The sequence below is a fragment of the Alteromonas sp. KUL42 genome, assembly GCF_006538325.1.
Lineage (GTDB): Bacteria > Pseudomonadota > Gammaproteobacteria > Enterobacterales > Alteromonadaceae > Alteromonas.
On the sequence record NZ_BJKK01000002.1, the window covers coordinates 330,581 to 349,721 of the forward strand.

General features: G+C 41.0%; 17 protein-coding genes and 1 other RNA gene. 15 read left to right on the top strand and 3 right to left on the bottom strand.

Annotated elements, in window-relative coordinates; translation table 11 throughout:
• Nucleotides 1-3: 3 nt before the first annotated feature.
• A complete protein-coding gene (pspF, locus tag EYR97_RS04260; RefSeq protein WP_131092584.1) occupies nt 4-1,113 on the bottom strand; it encodes a phage shock protein operon transcriptional activator in 1,110 nt (369 codons plus the stop codon).
• A 218-nt stretch (nt 1,114-1,331) separates the two neighbouring features.
• Between pspF and pspA the strand changes: the two genes are divergently transcribed.
• From pspA to maiA, 7 genes are all read left to right on the top strand, one after another.
• Nucleotides 1,332-2,015: a phage shock protein PspA gene (gene pspA, locus EYR97_RS04265; RefSeq protein ID WP_131092585.1), complete on the top strand. Its 684-nt coding sequence runs from the start codon at nt 1,332-1,334 to the stop codon at nt 2,013-2,015.
• A gap of 77 nt (nt 2,016-2,092) precedes the next feature.
• Nucleotides 2,093-2,332 (top strand): envelope stress response membrane protein PspB, encoded by a 240-nt coding sequence (pspB, locus tag EYR97_RS04270; RefSeq protein WP_131092586.1) that lies wholly within the window; start codon nt 2,093-2,095, stop codon nt 2,330-2,332.
• Nucleotides 2,329-2,775 carry an envelope stress response membrane protein PspC gene (gene pspC, locus EYR97_RS04275; RefSeq protein ID WP_131092587.1) on the top strand — a complete coding sequence of 149 codons (447 nt, stop codon included), beginning with the start codon at nt 2,329-2,331 and terminating at the stop codon, nt 2,773-2,775. The genes pspB and pspC overlap by 4 nt, the downstream gene beginning before the upstream one ends.
• Nucleotides 2,776-2,966: 191 nt before the next feature.
• Nucleotides 2,967-3,776, top strand: a complete 810-nt coding sequence (gene phhA, locus EYR97_RS04280; protein WP_131092588.1) for a phenylalanine 4-monooxygenase — start codon at nt 2,967-2,969, stop codon at nt 3,774-3,776.
• 192 nt (nt 3,777-3,968) lie between these two features.
• Entirely contained in the window at nt 3,969-5,525 is a 1,557-nt protein-coding gene (tyrR, locus tag EYR97_RS04285) for a transcriptional regulator TyrR (RefSeq protein WP_131092589.1), read from the top strand.
• A gap of 302 nt (nt 5,526-5,827) precedes the next feature.
• Nucleotides 5,828-6,838, top strand: a complete 1,011-nt coding sequence (locus EYR97_RS04290) for a fumarylacetoacetate hydrolase family protein (RefSeq protein WP_131092590.1) — start codon at nt 5,828-5,830, stop codon at nt 6,836-6,838.
• A 91-nt stretch (nt 6,839-6,929) separates the two neighbouring features.
• Nucleotides 6,930-7,586: a maleylacetoacetate isomerase gene (gene maiA / locus EYR97_RS04295; RefSeq protein ID WP_131092591.1), complete on the top strand. Its 657-nt coding sequence runs from the start codon at nt 6,930-6,932 to the stop codon at nt 7,584-7,586.
• Nucleotides 7,587-7,705: 119 nt separating this feature from the next.
• Here the strand turns inward: maiA and EYR97_RS04300 are convergent, their stop codons facing one another.
• Complete coding sequence (locus EYR97_RS04300; RefSeq protein ID WP_131092592.1) at nt 7,706-8,173, bottom strand: Lrp/AsnC family transcriptional regulator; 468 nt, start codon at nt 8,171-8,173, stop codon at nt 7,706-7,708.
• A 249-nt stretch (nt 8,174-8,422) separates the two neighbouring features.
• Here EYR97_RS04300 and EYR97_RS04305 point away from each other — a divergent pair, with 249 nt between their 5' ends.
• On the top strand, nt 8,423-9,481 hold the full coding sequence (locus EYR97_RS04305; protein WP_131092593.1) for a Glu/Leu/Phe/Val dehydrogenase dimerization domain-containing protein: 1,059 nt from the start codon (nt 8,423-8,425) through the stop codon (nt 9,479-9,481).
• A 106-nt stretch (nt 9,482-9,587) separates the two neighbouring features.
• An RNA gene (ffs, locus tag EYR97_RS04310) (signal recognition particle sRNA small type) lies at nt 9,588-9,684 on the top strand.
• 62 nt (nt 9,685-9,746) lie between these two features.
• Here ffs and EYR97_RS04315 read toward each other — a convergent pair.
• The gene (locus EYR97_RS04315; protein ID WP_131092594.1) at nt 9,747-10,037 is read right to left on the bottom strand and encodes a late competence development ComFB family protein; all 291 of its coding nucleotides are present in this window, start codon (nt 10,035-10,037) and stop codon (nt 9,747-9,749) included.
• A 245-nt stretch (nt 10,038-10,282) separates the two neighbouring features.
• Between EYR97_RS04315 and EYR97_RS04320 the strand changes: the two genes are divergently transcribed.
• The 6 genes from EYR97_RS04320 to EYR97_RS04345 all read left to right on the top strand — a co-directional run bounded on the left by EYR97_RS04320 (nt 10,283) and on the right by EYR97_RS04345 (nt 19,126).
• Entirely contained in the window at nt 10,283-11,371 is a 1,089-nt protein-coding gene (locus EYR97_RS04320; RefSeq protein ID WP_131092595.1) for a tryptophan 2,3-dioxygenase family protein, read from the top strand.
• A 616-nt stretch (nt 11,372-11,987) separates the two neighbouring features.
• The gene (locus tag EYR97_RS04325) at nt 11,988-14,813 is read left to right on the top strand and encodes a TonB-dependent receptor domain-containing protein (RefSeq protein WP_131092596.1); all 2,826 of its coding nucleotides are present in this window, start codon (nt 11,988-11,990) and stop codon (nt 14,811-14,813) included.
• 75 nt (nt 14,814-14,888) lie between these two features.
• The gene (locus EYR97_RS04330; protein WP_131092597.1) at nt 14,889-16,019 is read left to right on the top strand and encodes a 2OG-Fe(II) oxygenase; all 1,131 of its coding nucleotides are present in this window, start codon (nt 14,889-14,891) and stop codon (nt 16,017-16,019) included.
• Nucleotides 16,020-16,044: 25 nt separating this feature from the next.
• The gene (locus tag EYR97_RS04335) at nt 16,045-16,308 is read left to right on the top strand and encodes a hypothetical protein (protein WP_131092598.1); all 264 of its coding nucleotides are present in this window, start codon (nt 16,045-16,047) and stop codon (nt 16,306-16,308) included.
• Nucleotides 16,309-16,375: 67 nt separating this feature from the next.
• The gene (locus tag EYR97_RS04340) at nt 16,376-17,335 is read left to right on the top strand and encodes an aspartyl/asparaginyl beta-hydroxylase domain-containing protein (protein ID WP_131092599.1); all 960 of its coding nucleotides are present in this window, start codon (nt 16,376-16,378) and stop codon (nt 17,333-17,335) included.
• A 6-nt stretch (nt 17,336-17,341) separates the two neighbouring features.
• The gene (locus tag EYR97_RS04345) at nt 17,342-19,126 is read left to right on the top strand and encodes a tetratricopeptide repeat protein (RefSeq protein ID WP_242634888.1); all 1,785 of its coding nucleotides are present in this window, start codon (nt 17,342-17,344) and stop codon (nt 19,124-19,126) included.
• The last annotated feature ends 15 nt before the right edge of the window (nt 19,127-19,141 follow it).

Genomic DNA, 19,141 nt, shown 5'->3' on the forward strand with positions numbered 1-19,141 from the left:
GCCCTAAGCCTCAACGTTCTCTGCGGAAGAATCTAACAAATTGTACTTTTTAAGATAACCACGTAACTGATGGTATGTCAGGCTTAATTTTTCAGCGGTTTTTTTCTGATTGAACTGACTATCAGCAAGCGCCTGTTTTATCATATCTATCTCGTATTGTTGAGAGCGTTCTTTTAGATCAATAGGATAATCGACTATTTCGGGCAGTTCATTGGTTTGTTTTGCAGGTTGTGACACTTCAGGTGTTGCTGTTACTGGAGCAATAGGTACTGAAACGGGTGAGGTATCTGTAGAAACTCTGTCGTTTGTTTTAACTCTATTTTTAGGGCGAAATGCCGATTCGAAGGGGTCTAAAACAATTTCATGTACCGGTAAGTGAGGGTTATTAGTGCGGTAAACTGCCCGCTCTATAACGTTCTTAAGTTCACGAATATTACCTGGCCACTCGTATTCAAGCAGTGTGCGTTTCGCTTTTTCCGTAAAGCCACTAAAAAGCTCCATTTCCATTTCTCGTGCCATATTAATGGCGAAATGCTCTGCTAGCATCATAATGTCTTCGCGTCTTTCGCGAAGTGGGGGAATAGTAATAACGTCAAATGCCAACCTATCGAGCAAATCTGCACGAAACTCACCAGACTCTGCCAAAGCGGGCAAATCTTCATTGGTTGCTGCAATAAGACGAACATCCGTCTTTACTGATTTACTGCCACCTACACGTTCAAATTCTCCGTATTCAACAACGCGAAGTAGTTTTTCTTGAATTAGGCCAGAGGTGTTGGCTAACTCGTCGAGAAATAGCGTACCATTGTGGGCTACTTCAAAGCGACCTTCTCGTCTTTTAGACGCACCAGTAAATGCGCCGGCTTCATAACCGAACAATTCACTTTCAAGTAAACTCTCGCTTAATGCTGCACAGTTGAGTTTGACGTAATTCTGATCCCAACGCTTCGACAAAAAGTGGAGTCGAGCAGCAATTAATTCTTTACCCGTACCCCGTTCACCTATCACTAAGACAGGTTTATCAAGTGGTGCGATTTGTGAAATTTGCTCTAGTATTTCAAGAAAACTGTTTGCTTGACCAAGTAAATTGTCTTGCTGTCGGTACCTACTCATTAAATCCCTCAAATGTTAGTCATTTCGACCAATTAATAGTGTAGAACAAAAAAATCATTAAACGAGCATTATTTCTAATTTAAGAAAAGTTATATTTATTATAGAGTTATGCGGTTTTTATAGTTGGCAAGCATATTGCGTATACTTTTCACAAGAGTAACCGTGTTTATCAAGTGTTTATTGATAACAAATCAAATTTTTAGCAAGAGGTAATTATTATGGGTATCTTCTCGCGTTTCACCGATATTGTGAATTCAAATATAAATGCGCTACTAGATAAAGCTGAAGATCCTGAAAAAATGGTTAGATTAATCATTCAGGAAATGGAAGACACACTGGTAGAGGTGCGTTCTGCATCAGCTAAAACTTTGGCAAACAAAAAGGACATTGTTAATCAAATTGCTAAATATGAGCACGACGCTGCTGAATGGGAAGCTAAAGCCGAGTTGGCATTAAGCAAAGACCGCGAAGACCTCGCTCGTGCAGCATTGCAGGAAAAGAAAAAATCTGCTGAAGCCGCAGAGTCATTGAGCAAAGAACTGACCATAGTTGAAGAGCAAATTAGTAAACTTCAAGATGAAATTGGTCAGTTACAAGACAAGCTAGCAGACGCTAAGAGCCGCCAGAAAGCGATCATCATGCGTCAAAAAACGGCCAGTTCGCGTTTAGAGGTGAAAAAGACCCTTGATAGCAGTAAAGTTGATAACGCAATGGGGCGTTTTGAGCAATACGAGCGTAAAATTGACGATTTAGAGTCGCAAGTAGACGCGTATGACTTAGGTAAAAAGACATTGCAAGATGAGTTTGCCGAGTTAGAAGCTAGCGATAAAGTTGAAGATGAGCTAGCTGCGTTGAAGGCAAAAATTAAAGGTGCTAACAGCGGCACTGAAAAATCAGAATAAAATAAAAAGAGGGCTGCCCCGTTCTATAATAGATAGCAATAGGGGCAGGTAGATCAGGGTTTGTTGGAGATTTCGAGATGGATGAAGGTATCATTGCAATGTTGGTAATGCCATTGGTTGTATTTACCATTTTTGTGGCACCAATATGGTTAATTCTGCATTACCGCAGTAAAAAGCAAGTAAGCCAAGGGCTGAGTGCTGAAGAGTATGCCTCGTTGCAGACGCTTGCAGAGCAAGCTGAAAAAATGAGTGAGCGCATCGAAACTCTTGAAGCTATTTTAGACAGTGAGGCACCTGAGTGGAGGAATAGAGCATGAGAAATGGTCAACAGCTCTATCGCAACCCAGAAAATGCACGTATCGCCGGAGTGTGTTCAGGTATCGCAGAATACTTTGGCTTAGAAGTTTGGTTAGTTCGTATATTGGTTGTTACTGGTTTCTTCTTACTCGCAGGTCCCTTCATACTTGTGGCCTACGTGGCAGCGTGGTTTATTTTGGATAAAAAGCCAAGTGGTTTAGAAAGTGCTGCACCAAAACCGGTATTTTCAAAAGGCAAAGGGTGGACTAATCCCAATGCTGGACAAGTGAAAAGCCCGAAAGTAGAAGTTAAAACAAAAGTATGGCAGGCAGGCGAGCCACCAAAGCAAGCGTTTCACGACATTCGCAATCGATTTGAAAAAGCAGAAGCGCGTTTACGTAAAATGGAAACGTATGTTACTTCTAGAGAATATCAGTTGAACAAAGAAATTAGCCGTCTTTAAACGTTAAGTTGTAGATAAAAGCCGCTCATCATTGAGCGGCTTTTTCTTTATTTATCAATGCATTTTCTCTGTCATGTAAAATTCATGTTACAGTAAGAAGAGCAAGCCGATATAGGCTACTACTTTTCCAAACCAGTATTTTCATTAGACTAATAAGCCTACTTTGTTAAACATTATTGGTCTTTGAAGTTATGCCAAAATCAACGCAGTATCAGTCGAGAGAGTCTGACAAAAATGGGCTTATTGCTTGGTCTGAAGAAGAAAATCAGATTTGGTCTGAACTGTATGCTCGACAAATTTCATTGGTTGAAGAGCGCGCATGCCAAGAGTATTTAGACGGTCTTTCTTTGCTCAAATTAAGTGAAGATCGTATTCCTCAACTCCCCGACATCAACCGCGTTTTAATTGATAAAACGGGCTGGCAAACCGCAGAAGTACCTGCGCTTATTAACTTCGGTGAATTTTTCAGGTTATTGGCAAACAAACAGTTTCCAGTCGCGACCTTTATTCGAACGAGAGAAGAGTTTGATTACTTACAAGAGCCTGACATCTTCCACGAGGTGTTCGGACATTGCCCACTATTGACCAACCCTGCATTTGCTCACTTTACGCATACTTACGGGAAATTGGGGCTTGCTGCGAGTAAAGAAGACAGGGTGTATCTAGCGCGATTGTATTGGTTTACGGTTGAATTTGGATTAGTGCGTGCCAAAGGTGGTGATGGGGACCTGAAAATATACGGTGGCGGTATTCTCTCTTCACCGGGCGAAACACTTTACGCCTTAGACAGTGATATACCTGTAAGAAAGCCTCTTACAGCTATTGATGCTTTGAGAACCCCTTATCGCATCGATATTATGCAGCCGTTGTATTACATATTGCCTGAATTTGACCATCTCTTTGAATTGGCAGAAACTGATATTATGGCATTGGTTCAAAAAGCCAAAAAGCTAGGGCTATTTTCCCCACTTTTCCCTCCTAAAGAGAAAAAAGCCAGTTAATTGATTTGTTAACTAGTTGTGTTTTTAATGGGATGCCGCCGTTTTTAGCGGCATCTTTGTTCTTATCGTCAAAACAAGCCCGTTCACTGCTATTCATCGCATTTTTTGTTTCTCGTAACAATTATATTGTTATCTTTTTGTAAAACTATGGTATTCTGTACAAATATGTTTACAAATGAACTATAGCACCCTATGCGCTTAGAAATTAGTTGTCAGGACCGTCTGGGGATCACCCAAGACGTTTTAGATATTCTTGTTACTAAAGAAATCGATCTTCGCGGAATTGAAATTGATCCAGCGGGAAAAATTTTCCTCAATTTTCCCAACATTGAATTTGCTGATTTTCAACACTTAATGCCTCAGATTCGTCGCATTGATGGCATTGATGACGTAAAGACCACATTGTTCATGCCTGGAGAGCGAGAAAAAAATCAGTTATCTGCAATACTGAGAACACTCCCCGATCCTGTATTTTCCATTGACGCTAAAGGTAATGTCTTACTGTGCAATGATGCAGTGAGTGCTGGATTGGAAATGGCCAGTAGCGATATTATAGGAACGGATATCAGCGAGCTAGTCAAAGGCTTTAATTTCATCAAGTGGATGGATGGGAAGTCATTAGGTCCTCAAACCTCTAAGGTGAAGTTTATTCAACAAGACTATCTTGCTGATATGCTTCCAATCACCGTACCTGATGGTGATAAAAGCAAAATTATGGCGGGTGCGGTAGTTATTCTGAAATCAGAAATGCGCCTTGGGCAACAATTTAGTGCTTTTCATCAATCGCCAACAGACAGTTTTGACCGATTCGTTACGCAGTCTCCCTTTATGAAGCGTGTAGTGCACGATGCTAAGCGGGTGGCAGATCTTGACGCGCCTATTCTTATTTTTGGCGAAACCGGCACCGGGAAGGAGATGATTGCGCGAGCTTGTCATCAATCAAGCCGACGAAGTGAAGGTGCATTTTTAGCGCTCAATTGTGCATCACTGCCAGACAGTGTGGCTGAAACTGAACTTTTCGGTTATGCCGCAGGGGCGTTTAATCAGCCAAATGGCAAAGCAGGTCTGTTAGAGCAAGCTAAAGGTGGTACGCTGTTGCTCGATGAAATCGCTGATATGTCTTCTCAACTGCAAGCAAAGCTATTACGTGTTTTAGAGGATGGCGAATTTAGGCGAGTAGGGGATGCAGAGCCCGTGAAAGTAGATGTGAGGTTCATCTGTACTACTTGTCGTGACCTTGGACAGTTAGTCGAAGAAGGACGTTTTAGAAAGGAACTTTACTACCGTTTGAACGTGCTAAGTTTAGTCATGCCATCACTTAAAGACCGTCGTCAGGATATTGTACCGCTAGCAGAGGCGTTTATTGTACAACACAGTACAAAGCTTGGCCGACGTCCAGCAAAGCTGAGTAAATCATGTGTAGATTTTCTTCAGCAATACCCTTGGCCGGGTAATGTTAGACAGCTTCAAAATGCGTTATATCGGGCCTTGTCACTGCTAGATGGGAAAGAGATAACCAAAGAAGATATCCAGCTTCCTAGTTGTGCGCCTAGTGTGACTTACATCGACGAAAATTTCGATGGTACGTTAGATGAAGAAGTGAAAAAATTTGAAAAAGATTTACTGAAGCGCTTGTATCCGTTTTATCCAAGTACCCGTCAACTCGCTAAAAAATTAGGATTAAGTCACACGGCAATAGCGAACAAGCTACGCGAATACGGTATCAACAAAGCCACAGTAAAGCTTTAATTAATTCTTTTAGCCTGTTATGGCGGTAGTTATTACACTGCTATTTATTCTTTGAGGGCGTGTTGCGTTTAATTTACAACACGCCTCAACATAGCGAATTAGCGCTGTCTGCGTATTCCTTTTTACTTTCCGCGTACACCCTTTCTTACACTGTTATAAAACATCATCTTCATCACACTTTTCAATTCCTACCAACTAGTGGCATAACTACATATACGTGAATTTCATATGATGTTGAACAATTATCGTATTGAAGTGGTACACATCGTAAAAATTAGCAATGAGTTTTCGAGGAAAGAACAATGAAGCTAGCAACCTATAAAAATGAAACCCGTGATGGCTGCTTAATGGTAGTGTCGAGGGATCTTTCTCGAGCGTGCAGTGCACAAGACATAGTAAATACAATGCAAAATGCATTAGACAATTGGCAAGAAGTTTCACCACAGTTGCAAATGCGTTATCAAGCGTTAAATGATAACGCGTGTGAGAGTGTGCCTTTTGACCCATCTCGCTGTGAATCTCCATTGCCCAGAGCGTATCAATGGGCAGATGGTAGCGCTTATGTTAATCATGTTGAGTTAGTTCGCAAAGCTCGTGGTGCAGAGATGCCCGATACATTTTGGACAGATCCACTAATGTATCAAGGTGGCTCTGACGACTTTATTGGCCCAAATGACGACATTATTTTACCCAGTGATGATTGGGGAATTGATTTTGAAGGTGAAGTTGCAGTAGTAACCGATGACGTTCCAATGGCGTGCACCCCTGAACAGGCAGCTGAGCGTATTCGGCTTGTAATGTTAGTTAACGATGTGTCGCTGCGTGGTCTAATTCCAGGTGAATTGGCGAAAGGGTTTGGCTTTTTCCAATCGAAGCCTGCATCGAGCTTTTCTCCTGTGGCGGTTACGCCCGATGAACTGGGTGACGCATGGAAAGACAATAAAGTACACCTTCCATTGCGTTCTACCTACAACGGTGAACTGTTTGGTCAGCCTGAAGCAGGTGAAGATATGACGTTTGATTTTGGTCAATTAGTAGCACATGCGGCCAAATCAAGAAATTTAGGCGCTGGCGCTATCATTGGCTCAGGTACCGTATCCAATAAACAGGGAACAGATCATGGTTCTGCTATCTCTGAGGGCGGTTTAGGTTATTCATGTATTGCTGAAGTTAGAATGATTGAAACAATTCGCGATGGTAAGCCTGCAACACCTTTCATGCAGTTTGGTGATCGCATTCGCATAGAGATGTTGGACACCGAAGGGAATAGTGTGTTCGGTGCAATTGAACAGCAGGTTAAACCGCTTAATTAATGATAAACGTGGGCGTGTATATTTAATTATCTGCGCGCCCTCGATTAGCGGCTAATATTAATTATGAACTCTTAAATAGCACGGTGACAGCATGAGCTTAAAACTTTATGGATATTGGCGTTCTACAGCGTCGTACCGAGTGAGAATTGCACTTAATCTAAAAGGTGTAGAGTACGAATATGTTCCCGTGCATTTGGTTAATAATGGCGGTGAGCAGCATCAAACTGAATATACTCGCCTAAACCCTTCACATCTCGTGCCGACTCTGGTTGATGAAGATGAAGATATTATGCTGAATCAATCACTCTCAATTATAGAATATTTGGACGAGCGATTTGACAATGAATACCGACTGATACCGGAGCATCGTAACGAGCGCGCGAGGGTAAGAGCGCTCGCACAAGATATTGCTTGCGACATACAACCCTTGGGTAACTTGCGGGTATTAAATGCATTGAAAGGCAATTTTGAAGCCAGCCAAGACGATGTAGCAAAATGGGCTGCGCATTGGATTGAGTTAGGTTTTAACGGAATTGAAAAACGCCTGCAGACACAAGCAGGAAAATACTGTTTCGATTTCGACGTAACTATGGCTGATATTTGCCTAGTGCCTCAGGTGTACAACGCAAAACGATTCAATGTGGACATGAACAAGTATCCGCTGATTAACAAAATTGCTGATAACTGTAATCTGCTTGATGCATTTGAGAAGGCGAAACCAGAAAATCAGATTGATGCGAGTGCGTAAAGTTATCAGATTCTAAGGTATTTTCGCTTCGCGAAGTCGAATTGAATTACGTTCATGTCAAAGGGCATATCATAGTGGATATGCCCTTTTTTCACACTAATGGGAGCACATTAAAAGTATTACTGACGTTTAATTGGAAGCTCTGTGGTGTTTTTAACCTGTTTTAACGCAAAGGTTGAGCTTAAGTGGTCAACCAAGGGAAGATGCGTTAATTTAGTTTTTAGCAGAAATTCGTATTCTTCAATGCTTTCGACGATGACCTTTAAGAGATAATCTTTTTCACCACTGGTGGTATGACACTCGACTATCTCGTCAATATTTTGCACTGCATTTTCAAAGTCTGTTAGTGAATCACCATCGTGATTTTTCAAAGTAACATAAATAAAAACAGACACGCCTAAGTTTAATTTCTTGTTGTTGAGCAGCGTTACTTTGCCAAGAATAATTCCATCGGCTTCCATGCGTTTTACACGGCGCCAACACGGTGTATGTGACAATCCAACTCTCTGGCTTAAGTCGGCCATAGATACGGTGGCATCCTGTTGTAACACCCGCAATATTTCTCGGTCAAACTTATCTAATTTCATTAACATTGTTTCCGTCGATATTATGATGTTTATTATATATCAAAAAAAAATCTAGGATAGCTGTCCTAGAAAATAAGTAATCAAATCTAATCCTTTTCAGTTTGTAAATTTCATTTACAAAACTTAGCAAGGCTTGTCCTCAGGTTAATCATTTACACTGACGCCACAATGGATGAAATTTCTCTGCTCTTGCAGCTGAGACTATATTTCATCACGTACTTTCATTCACCATAGCGAGAGAGGGGATATATGTCTGTTTTTGATCACCCAGAGTTCGATAAACACGAACATGTTGCATTTTATCACGACGAAAAAGCGGGCCTAAGTGCCATTATTGCAGTGCACAATACTAATCTTGGTCCAGCGCTAGGTGGATGTCGTATGTGGCCTTACGTAAATAGCGGTGAAGCATTAACTGACGTACTTAGACTATCTAAAGGCATGACATATAAAGCAGCAATGGCCAATATCGCCCTTGGAGGTGGTAAATCAGTGATTATCGGCGACCCTCGCAAGGCTAAAACACCAGAAATGATGAAAGCCATGGGTAAATTTGTCGATTCTTTGGGTGGGAAGTATTTTACGGCGGAAGACTCTGGTATTGCAGTAACAGACCTTCAAACCATGGCTACGGAATCAGAATTCATTGCCGGTGTAAATGCTAAATACCATTACGCCGGTGAAGTACCTGATGGCAATCCAGCACCCTCTACAGCATATGGTGTATTTGTCGGTTTGAAAGCAACGGTGGAATACGCGCTAAATCGCGATTTAGAGGGCGTATCTGTGGCTATTCAAGGAATGGGACATGTTGGCTACCGTTTGGCTAAGCACCTTCACGAGCATGGCGCAAAGCTTTATGTTGCTGATATATATCCTGAAGGGGTAGAAAAAGCAGTTGCTGAATTCGGTGCAACAGCCGTGGCGCCAGAAGAAATTTTAAGTCTAGACGTTGATGTACTTGCACCTTGTGCGCTAGGTGCGGCTATTAATGATCAAACGTTGCCAACGATTAAAGCAAAAGTCATTGCCGGTGCGGCAAACAACCAACTTGCTAGGGAAGATATTGGCGAACTATTGCAGCAGCGCGGAATCCTGTACGCTCCGGACTATGTTATTAATGCCGGTGGTGTTATCGATATTTTCCATCAACGTATGCCAGAGAGTTCAAACGACGCTATGCGTACTCATATTGAGCAAATTGGCGATACATTAAAAGAGATATACGCGCGTGCCGAACAAGAAAAAGCAGCCACGAATCGCGTAGCGAATATGATTGCCGAAGAGAGATTTTCCACAAGGGGTTGAAAACTCGTTACCAAATAGTCATAATGCGCCCCGCGTTGATGCGGGGCTCATGTTGACACACAGTCAGTTGTGAGTTTCTCTATTAATTGCGTTTTCTATGGTAGGCTTTTGGTCCTCCCGCAATGATACTCTGTGAACTCGGTCAGGCCCGGAAGGGAGCAGCCGCAGCAGACGACTCATGTGCCGGGATGTGGCTGGAAGCCTGCCACCAATTCTTTCTTTTTTAAGTAACTTCCCATTTTATCATTGTATATTGTGTGGATAACTACGCCTCTTCAGTCGCATTCTGTTTGTTTTTTTCTGCCTCATCTAAGTATTTGAGTGCTTTACTGATTGCGTGCTCCACGTTCATTTCCATTTGCTTACGTTCGCTCTGTGGTAAATAAAATGCCATATCTACTTCATAGCGTATGTAACGAGGAGGGACTTGGTTTAATGCTAGGCAGCATAAGTCAGCCAAATAGTCTGCATTTTTAGTTTGATCCAACTTGAGCTTGGCAATTCGTTCTAACACCAAGTGTTCATAATAGTTATGTATGTCGTCATCAAGTTTCATTTTAATCACCTTTTTATTTTAGAAACTATTTTATCCTTGTTGTTTACAATCAACACGTTAATTAAACATTACAATTTCGCTCACTATAAATGTATAGCTGGTATTTTGTCGTTGTCGAGCTGGCAGTGATAAACTAGTTACCTCAAAGAGAAATTAGCATCTCGTCGGTTGTTGAATGTTGTTTTTTAGTGAACAGGTTTGTGATACGGGCGATGAATAAGAATATGAATAAAGGCATAAGCAACATGAAAAAGAATATTGAGCCATGCTATTACGGTGACTACCTACAACTAGATAAGATCCTAGGCGCCCAGAAACTACAAAGTGCAAAGTACGGTGAACCTGCTCATGAAGAAACGCTATTTATCATAGTGCATCAAGTATACGAGTTGTGGTTTAAGCAGGTGCTACATGAGCTAAATACAGTTATTGATACTTTCAATCAAGAGACAGTGAAAGACCAGCAGTTAACGCAAGTGGTATTGCGCTTACAACGGGTTATACAAATACAACGTTTGATGAATGATCAAATTGCCATCATGGAAACAATGACACCGCAACAATTTCTCTCTTTCAGAGATTACTTAGTACCTGCATCAGGTTTCCAAAGTATCCAGTTTAAACGTTTGGAAATTTCTTTGGGCTTGAAGCGTGAATATAGAATTGATTTTGATCAGCAGAGCTTTTATAACCGCTTGAATGATGACGACAGAGCACTTTTGGAAGGGTTGGAAAAAAAGCCGAGTTTGTTCGAATTAGTTGACAAGTGGTTATCGAGAATGCCGCTACTTAAAACCACCGATTTTGATTTTTGGGCGTATTATAAAAGCGCAGCGGATGAGATGTTATCAGACGATCGCAACACTATCGCTACCAATGACACACTTTCTGACGCAGATAAACGTCAAGAGATGAAAGATTGGCAGTCGACAAGAGACAACTTTGATGCGTTGTTCGAACATCAACAGTACGAAACGCTAAGAGAGGAAGGGAAGTTCCGACTTAGCCACGAAGCAATGCTATCAGCGCTTTTTATTAAACAGTACTCAGAAGAACCAATTTTCAATTTGCCCTTTCAATTAATTACTGCGCTCACAGAAATTGATGAACAACTTACTATCTGGCGCTATCGTCATGCAATGATGGTACAGCGAATGCTAGGTACAAAAATAGGTACAGGAGGCTCTTCTGGGCATCATTATCTGAAAAAGACCACTGAGTCTAATCGAATCTTTCTTGATTTCTTCAATATGGCGACGTTCTTACTGCCTAAACATGCTCTTCCTACATTGCCTGATCCCGTAAGAAAGATGTTAGGTTTTTATCTAAACTAAACATAAAGTCACCTTTAAATTTTGATTTTTTGTTAACGAAAGTAAAAATAACCGCAATGTGATAACAAAATAAGAGTGGAACAGATTACTCTTCAAAACCAGTATTCTGTTTCACGTTTTCAAACATATTAGATAGTCTCTTTGATATATCTAAGTGCTGGATTTGGGAATGTCTTATTTTTTCTCAAACAGCGATGTTCGAGTTTTCTTCTAGAAACTAGTTTTCCAAAGTAGTTTTGTTCACTTAACCGCAACACAAATTTCCTAGATGAAAAGCGGCCTCGAAAGAATACATTTTTAACAGATTTTAAAACTAAAAGTCCTGTATTTTCATTACTCGCTTAAGAGACGGAAATACTCCATTCATTGTTGTGCAAATAATGCACAGTAAAATCGCTCTTATGTAAAAAAAATGTAATTTGTAAGTTAAAATTTACGAAAGTGGAAAATTTATAGAAAAAAAATTGAACTTTTGAATCCTTGGGTGATGATCTCAGTTGACCCTTCGATAGTGATGTGGTTATTATCAAAGTGAGGTTAAGACCTTACTAATAATAATTCGTTCTAAACGATTGAAACACACACTAAGAGTTTTAGTGGTCCAGGGAGACAATACATGTTTACAAACACTAAGCTGGCTAAGTCAGTGAAGCTTGCTTGCGCGTTCGGTGCAGCATCAACTATCGGCTTCACTGGTGCAGTTAACGCACAGGAAGCAGAAGAAGCGGCAGAAGCTGTTGAGAAAATCGAAGTAACAGGTTCACGTATCCGCCGTACTGACATTGAAGGTGCAAACCCAGTTACCGTTATGTCACGAGTCGACATTGAAAGATTCGGTGTAACGTCAATCGGTGACGTTCTTCAGGCAATCCCTTCTGCAGGTTCTGCAATCAACACAAATAACAACAACGGTGGTAATGGTACAACTACTATTAACATTCGTAATATCGGGTCTAATCGCACACTTGTGCTAGTTAACGGTAAGCGTTGGGCTCCTGGTCTAACTGGTTCAGTTGACCTTAACAACATCCCAGCTGCAATCATCGAGCGTATCGAAGTACTTAAAGACGGTGCTTCTGCGGTTTACGGTTCAGACGCAATCGCCGGTGTTGTAAACATTATCACTCGTCAAGATTTCGAAGGTGTTCACGCTTCTTCTTACATTGGTGAGTACGACGAAGGCGACGGTAACAAAGAGCAATGGGATATCGGTTTTGGTACGTCTAACGACAAGGGCAACGTATACTTTAATATCAGTTATGTAGAAGAAGAGCCTACATTCGCTGGTGACCGTGCTATCTCTGCAGTCCCTGTTTTTGGTGCACCTACTGGCTATGGCGGTTCATCAGGTACACCAAACGGTCGCTTCTTTCATTCCGATGAAACCGGTACAATGTTTAATTCGCAACTTGACGGTAATGGCGATATTATTCCTTGGACTGGTAGTAGTGCTTTTAACTTCGCACCACTTAACTATTTATCTACGCCTCAAGAGCGCACCAATATCTATTCTCAGGGACGTTATGAATTAACAGACAACCTGAGTGTTAACGTGACAGGTTTCTACGGTAATCGTCGTTCATCACAGCTCCTTGCGCCTACGCCATTGTTCTTAGGCTTTGCTGCGGGTACTTCTGGTGTCACTATTGCTGCTAACAACCCTTACAACCCGCTCGGTATTGATTTATCAGACCAAAATGGTTGGGGCGAGCCAGGAAGTCTATATTTCTACGGTCGTCGTATGTTAGAAGCGGGATATCGTCAATTTTCTCAGAATGTTGACCAATTCCAGTTCAACGGTGGTTTTGAAGGTGTTATTGAGCTAGGCGATAAAGAGTTCTTCTGGGACGCGACATATACATATGCAGATATTACTCAGAATACGCTAACAGACGGTCTTCTTAATATGGACCGCGTTGCTATAGCACTTGGTGATGTAGATACATGTGCAGCGACAGACGGTTGTGTACCACTTAACCTATTTGGCGGTTCTACTGCAATCGGTGAAGGTACAATCACGCAAGAAATGCTTGATTACATTCAGTTCACAGCGCAAGATGCTTTGAACTCTACACTTGAAAGCTACGCGCTTAACCTTTCTGGTGAATTATTTGAGCTTCCAGCTGGTTACCTTGCATTCGCAACAGGTTACGAAAAACGCTGGCAGTCAGGTTACGATCAACCAGACGCGCTAATTGCTGCGGGTATCACTTCTGGTAACTCTCGTCAGCCTACTCAAGGTGCATTCAGTGTTGAAGAGATGTACCTAGAATTAGCTGTGCCTCTACTATCAGACATGCCGTTTGCTGAGCAACTAGATCTTGAACTTGCTACTCGCTATTCTGACTACAGCAACTTCGGAGACACGACAAACTCTAAAGTCGGTCTTAAATGGCGTGTTAACGAAGATTTGGTAGTTCGCGGTACTTGGTCTGAAGCATTCCGTGCTCCTTCGCTGTCTGAATTGTTCTTAGGTAACAGTGATAGCTTCCAAACACTACAAGACCCATGTAACAACGGTGGTGGTAGTGCCCCAGGTTGTACGGGTGTTCCTGATAGTTACGAACAGCCTAATCCACAGATCAGAACTACCGTTGGTGGTAATTCTGACCTTTTACCTGAAGAGGCAGAAAGCTTTACTTACGGTTTCGTATACTCACCTGCGCAAGTTGAAGGTCTTTCAATTACGTTTGACGTATTCGATATCGAAGTTGATAACGCTGTATCAACAGTTGGTGCACAGAACATTTTAGACACTTGTGCTAGAACTGGTACTCAGTTCTGTTCACTAATTGAACGTAATGCTGGTGGTGTTGTAACAGAATTGTTCAACGGTTTGGTCAACCTTGGTGGTCAGACAACGTCTGGTTTCGATTATAACGTAGCTTATAACTTTGAGACTGAGTTTGGTGACTTCCGTGTAAACTGGGACGGTACTTATATAGATGAGCGTACGTCTATTTTCGTAGACTTTGATACAGGTGAAAGCACTGCCGAGAACGAAGCTGGTAAAGCGTTCGACCGTGACATTGTGCCACGTCTTCGTACTAACTTGTCAGTTACTTGGTCATATGAAGATTGGACTGCTAACTACCTTGTTCGCTACATTGGCAACACGACTGAAGCTTGCTCATTTGATGATGACACGGATGCTGATGGTAATTACTTAGAAGATACATTGTGTAGTGATCCGGGTGAGACTACATTTAATGATGATGGAGATCTAGTTAAAGATAGTTACAATGAACTAGAAGCGATGGCTTACCACGATGTTTCAGTAGGTTACGCAGTAACTGATAACCTACGTGTTACGCTTGGTGTTAACAACTTGTGGGATACAGATCCAGAAATCTCTTTCACAACATTTGCTAACAGCTTCGACCCATCAATGTATGAAGTGCCTGGACGTTTCTTCTACGGCCGTGTAAATGTAGAATTCTAATTCAGACTTGAATTAGTAGTTCATCATACTTAAATTAAAAGGCCTCGAAAGAGGCCTTTTTCGTAAGGAGAAATCGTGGTTAATCTTCAACATCTGCTTACGCAAGCCGATGCATGTTTTCAATCAGGAAGAACTGACGAAGCCTATTCTTTTTTAAAAGATGCAGGACAACAAGGACATATCTACGCAGCATTAGATTTTGCTTACTTTACTGCGAAGGATAATTCAGATTCTGCAATTAGTTATTTAAATTCACTTAGTAACAGTGATAACTCAACAGTCGTATATCATAAGTGCCTCATACACAGGTTTTACCGCGAAAGGGCGATGTCGCAAACGACCATTCAACAATTGGTTATGCTGGCCCAAAAAGGGCACGCAGAGTCGTCGATAGTATTGTTAAGTTGGTGTGTTGATGATGCTTCCTTATTTTCTTTACTTCAGTCACATCTTGCATTTTATAGCCCTAATATACACAAACAATTGTTTCAGCCTTTAACAGACACAGAAGCTAAAGATTACGTTTTAGACATTGAACTTATAACAAAAGTCATACAGCGTAGAGAGCAAAAAGTACTAGCGGGTGTTTCGAAGAGCATTAGCGATGACAAAGATATTAAAGTACTTGAAGATGCGCTTTCACCATTTGAATGCAACTACATGATAGCGCGTTATCACAGCTTACTTGAACCTTCACTTGTTTTAAATCCTATTGATGGTCGCCCAATGCAAGATACGGTGCGAACCAGCGAAGTCGCTGTGATATCAAGTAATGTGGTTGATTGGATTTGTCGTGATATTGATTTAAAAATGTCATTACTTTCAGGTTCTAAAGTGAATCACGGTGAACCATTGAATTTATTGTGTTACCAGAATGGTCAGCAGTATAAGCCTCATTTTGATGCTTTTAGTGAAGAGCAGCTTAAGCAGAAATCTATACAAGAAGAAGGTGGGCAAAGAACCCATACCATTATTGCTTACTTAAATACGCTGCATGAAGGTAGTACGTCGTTTCCAAAGCTGAAATTAGAGGTAGTGCCAGAGCAAGGGAAACTACTCACTTTTACCAATGTTGATAACAACAACAAGTTAAAGCAAACCAGTTATCACTGTGGTAACCCTGTTGTGTCAGGAAAGAAATGGATCCTTACAAAATGGGTAAGGTCAAACCAAACAGAGTATGGTACGCTAGTTCACGGCGGTTAAGTTAACAAACATTCAAGGATGTAAAATGAAAAAAGTAATACTCTTAAGTCTTCTTTCTACACTTGCTATGGCGGGGTGTGGTTCTACTTCTTCTTCAAACAAGTCTGCTGAATTCGCAGCAAACGACGATGATGGCATGACTTGTAAAATGGAAAAGAAAGTTGGCTCTAACATGATGCGTAGAGTTTGCTATACAGCAGAAGAGCGTGAACAGCAAGAAGAAGCCGCTCGCGAAGCATGGACTCGCATGCAACGCGGTACTGAGACCGGCGGCGGTGATGGTGAGTAAATCGGCGGTAAATAAACAATAAAGGGCTACATGTTGTAGCCCTTCTTTTATAATACTTCTATTTTTTATGATCAAAGAAATCCAACAAGCCCTTTCCGCGCAAAATTACGACAAAGCTATACAACTTTATTACTCATGGTTTGAGCGCGAACCTAAATATTTCGATTTATCCGTTGGACAAGTTAATCCGGACCGGGCAACACATATAGCAAATGCTGCCAATTTAGCGAGACGAGTCGGTTACTTAGAACTCCAGTTTGTCGAGAATGTCTCCTTGCGTTTAGGTGCGATGCTCAAAACACTATTCGGTCTACAGCTCGCCAATTTTAATAACTCGCTACAAAAGCCCAATTTTCTGTATATTCCAGATTTGCCGAGTACGCCGTTTTTCACTTCGTCAGAGATTCCATTACTCGATGAATGGGTTAATTCACTTAAACCATACAAAACCGAGTTGCTTAATGTAGGAAAGCACGCTAAAGCAAGTTATGTAGACGAATTCGACAATTTACCAGAATCTAGCGAATGGGATGCACTAAAAGAGCAGTGGCTTTCTACGCATTTTATAAAAGGTGGCGAGCCATGTGAGGCGTTTGATAGTTTGAGTGATGGCTTGAAAGAGTTGTTGACGAACGGACCATTGGCAAATTGCCCTCCACATGCCCCAGAGGTTTTTATTTCAGTATTAGAGCCAGGTGCATATATTCCGCCACATTATGGTATTTCGAATTGTAAACTGACCGTGCATATACCGTTATTGATAAACGAAAATGCATCGCTAACGGCCGGGAATGAAACCTTTGTTTGGGATAGGTCAAATAATGTCATGGTATTTGATGATAGCTTTTTACACTCAGCAAAAAACGAAGGTGATCAGGTTCGTGTTGTGCTTATTTGTGATGTGTGGAATCCACATTTAACCGAATCAGAGCGGTCTGCGTTGACCAAATTTATGAGAATATTTGATCAGTGGAAGCAAAACATAGGTAAGCTTGCTAATTTAGATGCACAGTTGTACAAACGCTAATTAATTATGAATATTATTCAGCAGCTAATTCAAGCCTACGGGCAAAAGCAATATCAACAAATCATTTTTTTCATACAACAAAATAAAGCGCTTTTACTTCAAGAGCCTGTTGTTACTCAATTGTATGCCAATTCATTAAGAGCATTAAATCAAATTGACGAAGCTGAAAAGCAATTGAAAATAAGTTTGAATGTATTTAAGGAACATCCTGAATTACTTAATAACTTAGGGAATTTGTATTTAGCGATTAATAAAGTGGAATTGGCGATAGACGTATTTATGCGCGCTCGCCTAGCTGCACCCACTAATGTCGATATCAACTACAATTTAGCGCGGGGTTATATTGCGCTAGAGTCACTTAAAGATGCCAAAGTAGCGATTGAGAATACCTTGCGTATTCAACCTTCTCATATCCAAGCTAAAGTTATTTTGGCAGATGTGTTAGTTAAGGAAAAAGATTATCAAAGTGCAATTACTTTATTGGAGGAGGTAGTCACTAAGCAGCCTGATAGTTTGTTAGCATTGAATAATATCGCAAACGCATATAGAAAATCTGGTGATTTGAGCAGCGCTAAAACATATTTTGAAAAGGCGCTAACTATTCAAAATAGCAATTCCACTATCCTTCGAAATTATGCAGCGGTACTTGCATTATCAAATGAGCGGCAAAAGGCAAAAGAAACGTATTTGAAATGCCTAGAATTGGAAAGCGAGAATTGGACGTTACAAGAAGAATTTTCAAAATTTCTATGGGAAGAAGGCGATAGCGAGCCCTTTTATCATATTCATGAATTTTTAGATAAAGAACCCCACAATAACCAATTTAGACTTAATTTTATTCGACTACTGAATCAAGCTGATCTATACATTGAAGCTAACTCACAGTTGGATAAGCTCATTGAATTAGGCGCTGAGCCTTCAACATTTGCTATAGAGCAAGCACGAGTCTACAGAGAACTCGGTGAATATGAAAAATCTATTGCATCATTGGACAACGTAACGAGCCTTACTGGAACTATTCCTTATTTAAGTGAAAAAGGGTATTCACTTTTGTGTGTGGGGCGGGCGGCTGAAGCACAAATATGTTTTGAAGCATTGATAGATAAACAGCCGAAAAACCAAGGCTGGTGGACAATGCTCTCTACATGTTGGTCTATGACTGGCAATGAACAACAATACCAGTGGTTGTGTGATTACAGTAAGTTGGTCAGCGTAAGTCGTATTATTTCTGACCTTGATGAATCAAACCGTTTTAATCAGACCTTACGTACAGTGTTAATAGGTCAACACAACAATCAAAAGCATCCCATAGGCCAGTCTTTGAGAAATGGAACACAAACCTATGAAGATCTTTTTGACAGTCAAGACGCGGTTATTCAAGCGCTTTCTGAATACATCTTAACCAATGCGAGACAGCATATCGAATCAATAACGGAAGATAAGTCTCATCCGTTTTGTTCGCGCTTAAATCAAGCACTTAATTACATAGGTTCTTGGTCAGTTAGACTGCGTGATGGTGGTTTTCATAAATCTCACTATCACCCCGAAGGTTGGTTAAGTGGTGTGTATTATGTCGATGTTCCACAAGCGGTAAATCAACATGGTCAGGGTTGGTTAATGTTCGGACGTGCAGACATCGCAAACCAGCAATTTGAAGGTGATTTCGCAGTTAAACCGGTTGAAGGAAACGTTGTTTTGTTTCCATCATATATTTGGCACGGCACTAATGCTTTTTCGGGGAATGAGCATAGACTCACAGTAGCTTTTGATATTATCCCCAAGGAAGATTGAGAAGAACAGTAGATT

Excerpts from the sequence above, each read along its gene's own strand:
- EYR97_RS04340 (WP_131092599.1), top strand. The coding sequence starts at position 16,376 with ATGATCAAAGAAATCCAACAAGCCCTTTCCGCGCAAAATTACGACAAA.
- maiA (WP_131092591.1), top strand. The coding sequence starts at position 6,930 with ATGAGCTTAAAACTTTATGGATATTGGCGTTCTACAGCGTCGTACCGA.
- pspF (WP_131092584.1), bottom strand. The coding sequence starts at position 1,113 with ATGAGTAGGTACCGACAGCAAGACAATTTACTTGGTCAAGCAAACAGT.
- pspA (WP_131092585.1), top strand. The coding sequence starts at position 1,332 with ATGGGTATCTTCTCGCGTTTCACCGATATTGTGAATTCAAATATAAAT.
- pspB (WP_131092586.1), top strand. The coding sequence starts at position 2,093 with ATGGATGAAGGTATCATTGCAATGTTGGTAATGCCATTGGTTGTATTT.
- EYR97_RS04320 (WP_131092595.1), top strand. The coding sequence starts at position 10,283 with ATGAAAAAGAATATTGAGCCATGCTATTACGGTGACTACCTACAACTA.
- EYR97_RS04325 (WP_131092596.1), top strand. The coding sequence starts at position 11,988 with ATGTTTACAAACACTAAGCTGGCTAAGTCAGTGAAGCTTGCTTGCGCG.
- phhA (WP_131092588.1), top strand. The coding sequence starts at position 2,967 with ATGCCAAAATCAACGCAGTATCAGTCGAGAGAGTCTGACAAAAATGGG.
- EYR97_RS04335 (WP_131092598.1), top strand. The coding sequence starts at position 16,045 with ATGAAAAAAGTAATACTCTTAAGTCTTCTTTCTACACTTGCTATGGCG.
- tyrR (WP_131092589.1), top strand. The coding sequence starts at position 3,969 with ATGCGCTTAGAAATTAGTTGTCAGGACCGTCTGGGGATCACCCAAGAC.
- EYR97_RS04290 (WP_131092590.1), top strand. The coding sequence starts at position 5,828 with ATGAAGCTAGCAACCTATAAAAATGAAACCCGTGATGGCTGCTTAATG.
- EYR97_RS04345 (WP_242634888.1), top strand. The coding sequence starts at position 17,342 with ATGAATATTATTCAGCAGCTAATTCAAGCCTACGGGCAAAAGCAATAT.
- EYR97_RS04305 (WP_131092593.1), top strand. The coding sequence starts at position 8,423 with ATGTCTGTTTTTGATCACCCAGAGTTCGATAAACACGAACATGTTGCA.
- EYR97_RS04300 (WP_131092592.1), bottom strand. The coding sequence starts at position 8,173 with ATGAAATTAGATAAGTTTGACCGAGAAATATTGCGGGTGTTACAACAG.
- EYR97_RS04315 (WP_131092594.1), bottom strand. The coding sequence starts at position 10,037 with ATGAAACTTGATGACGACATACATAACTATTATGAACACTTGGTGTTA.
- pspC (WP_131092587.1), top strand. The coding sequence starts at position 2,329 with ATGAGAAATGGTCAACAGCTCTATCGCAACCCAGAAAATGCACGTATC.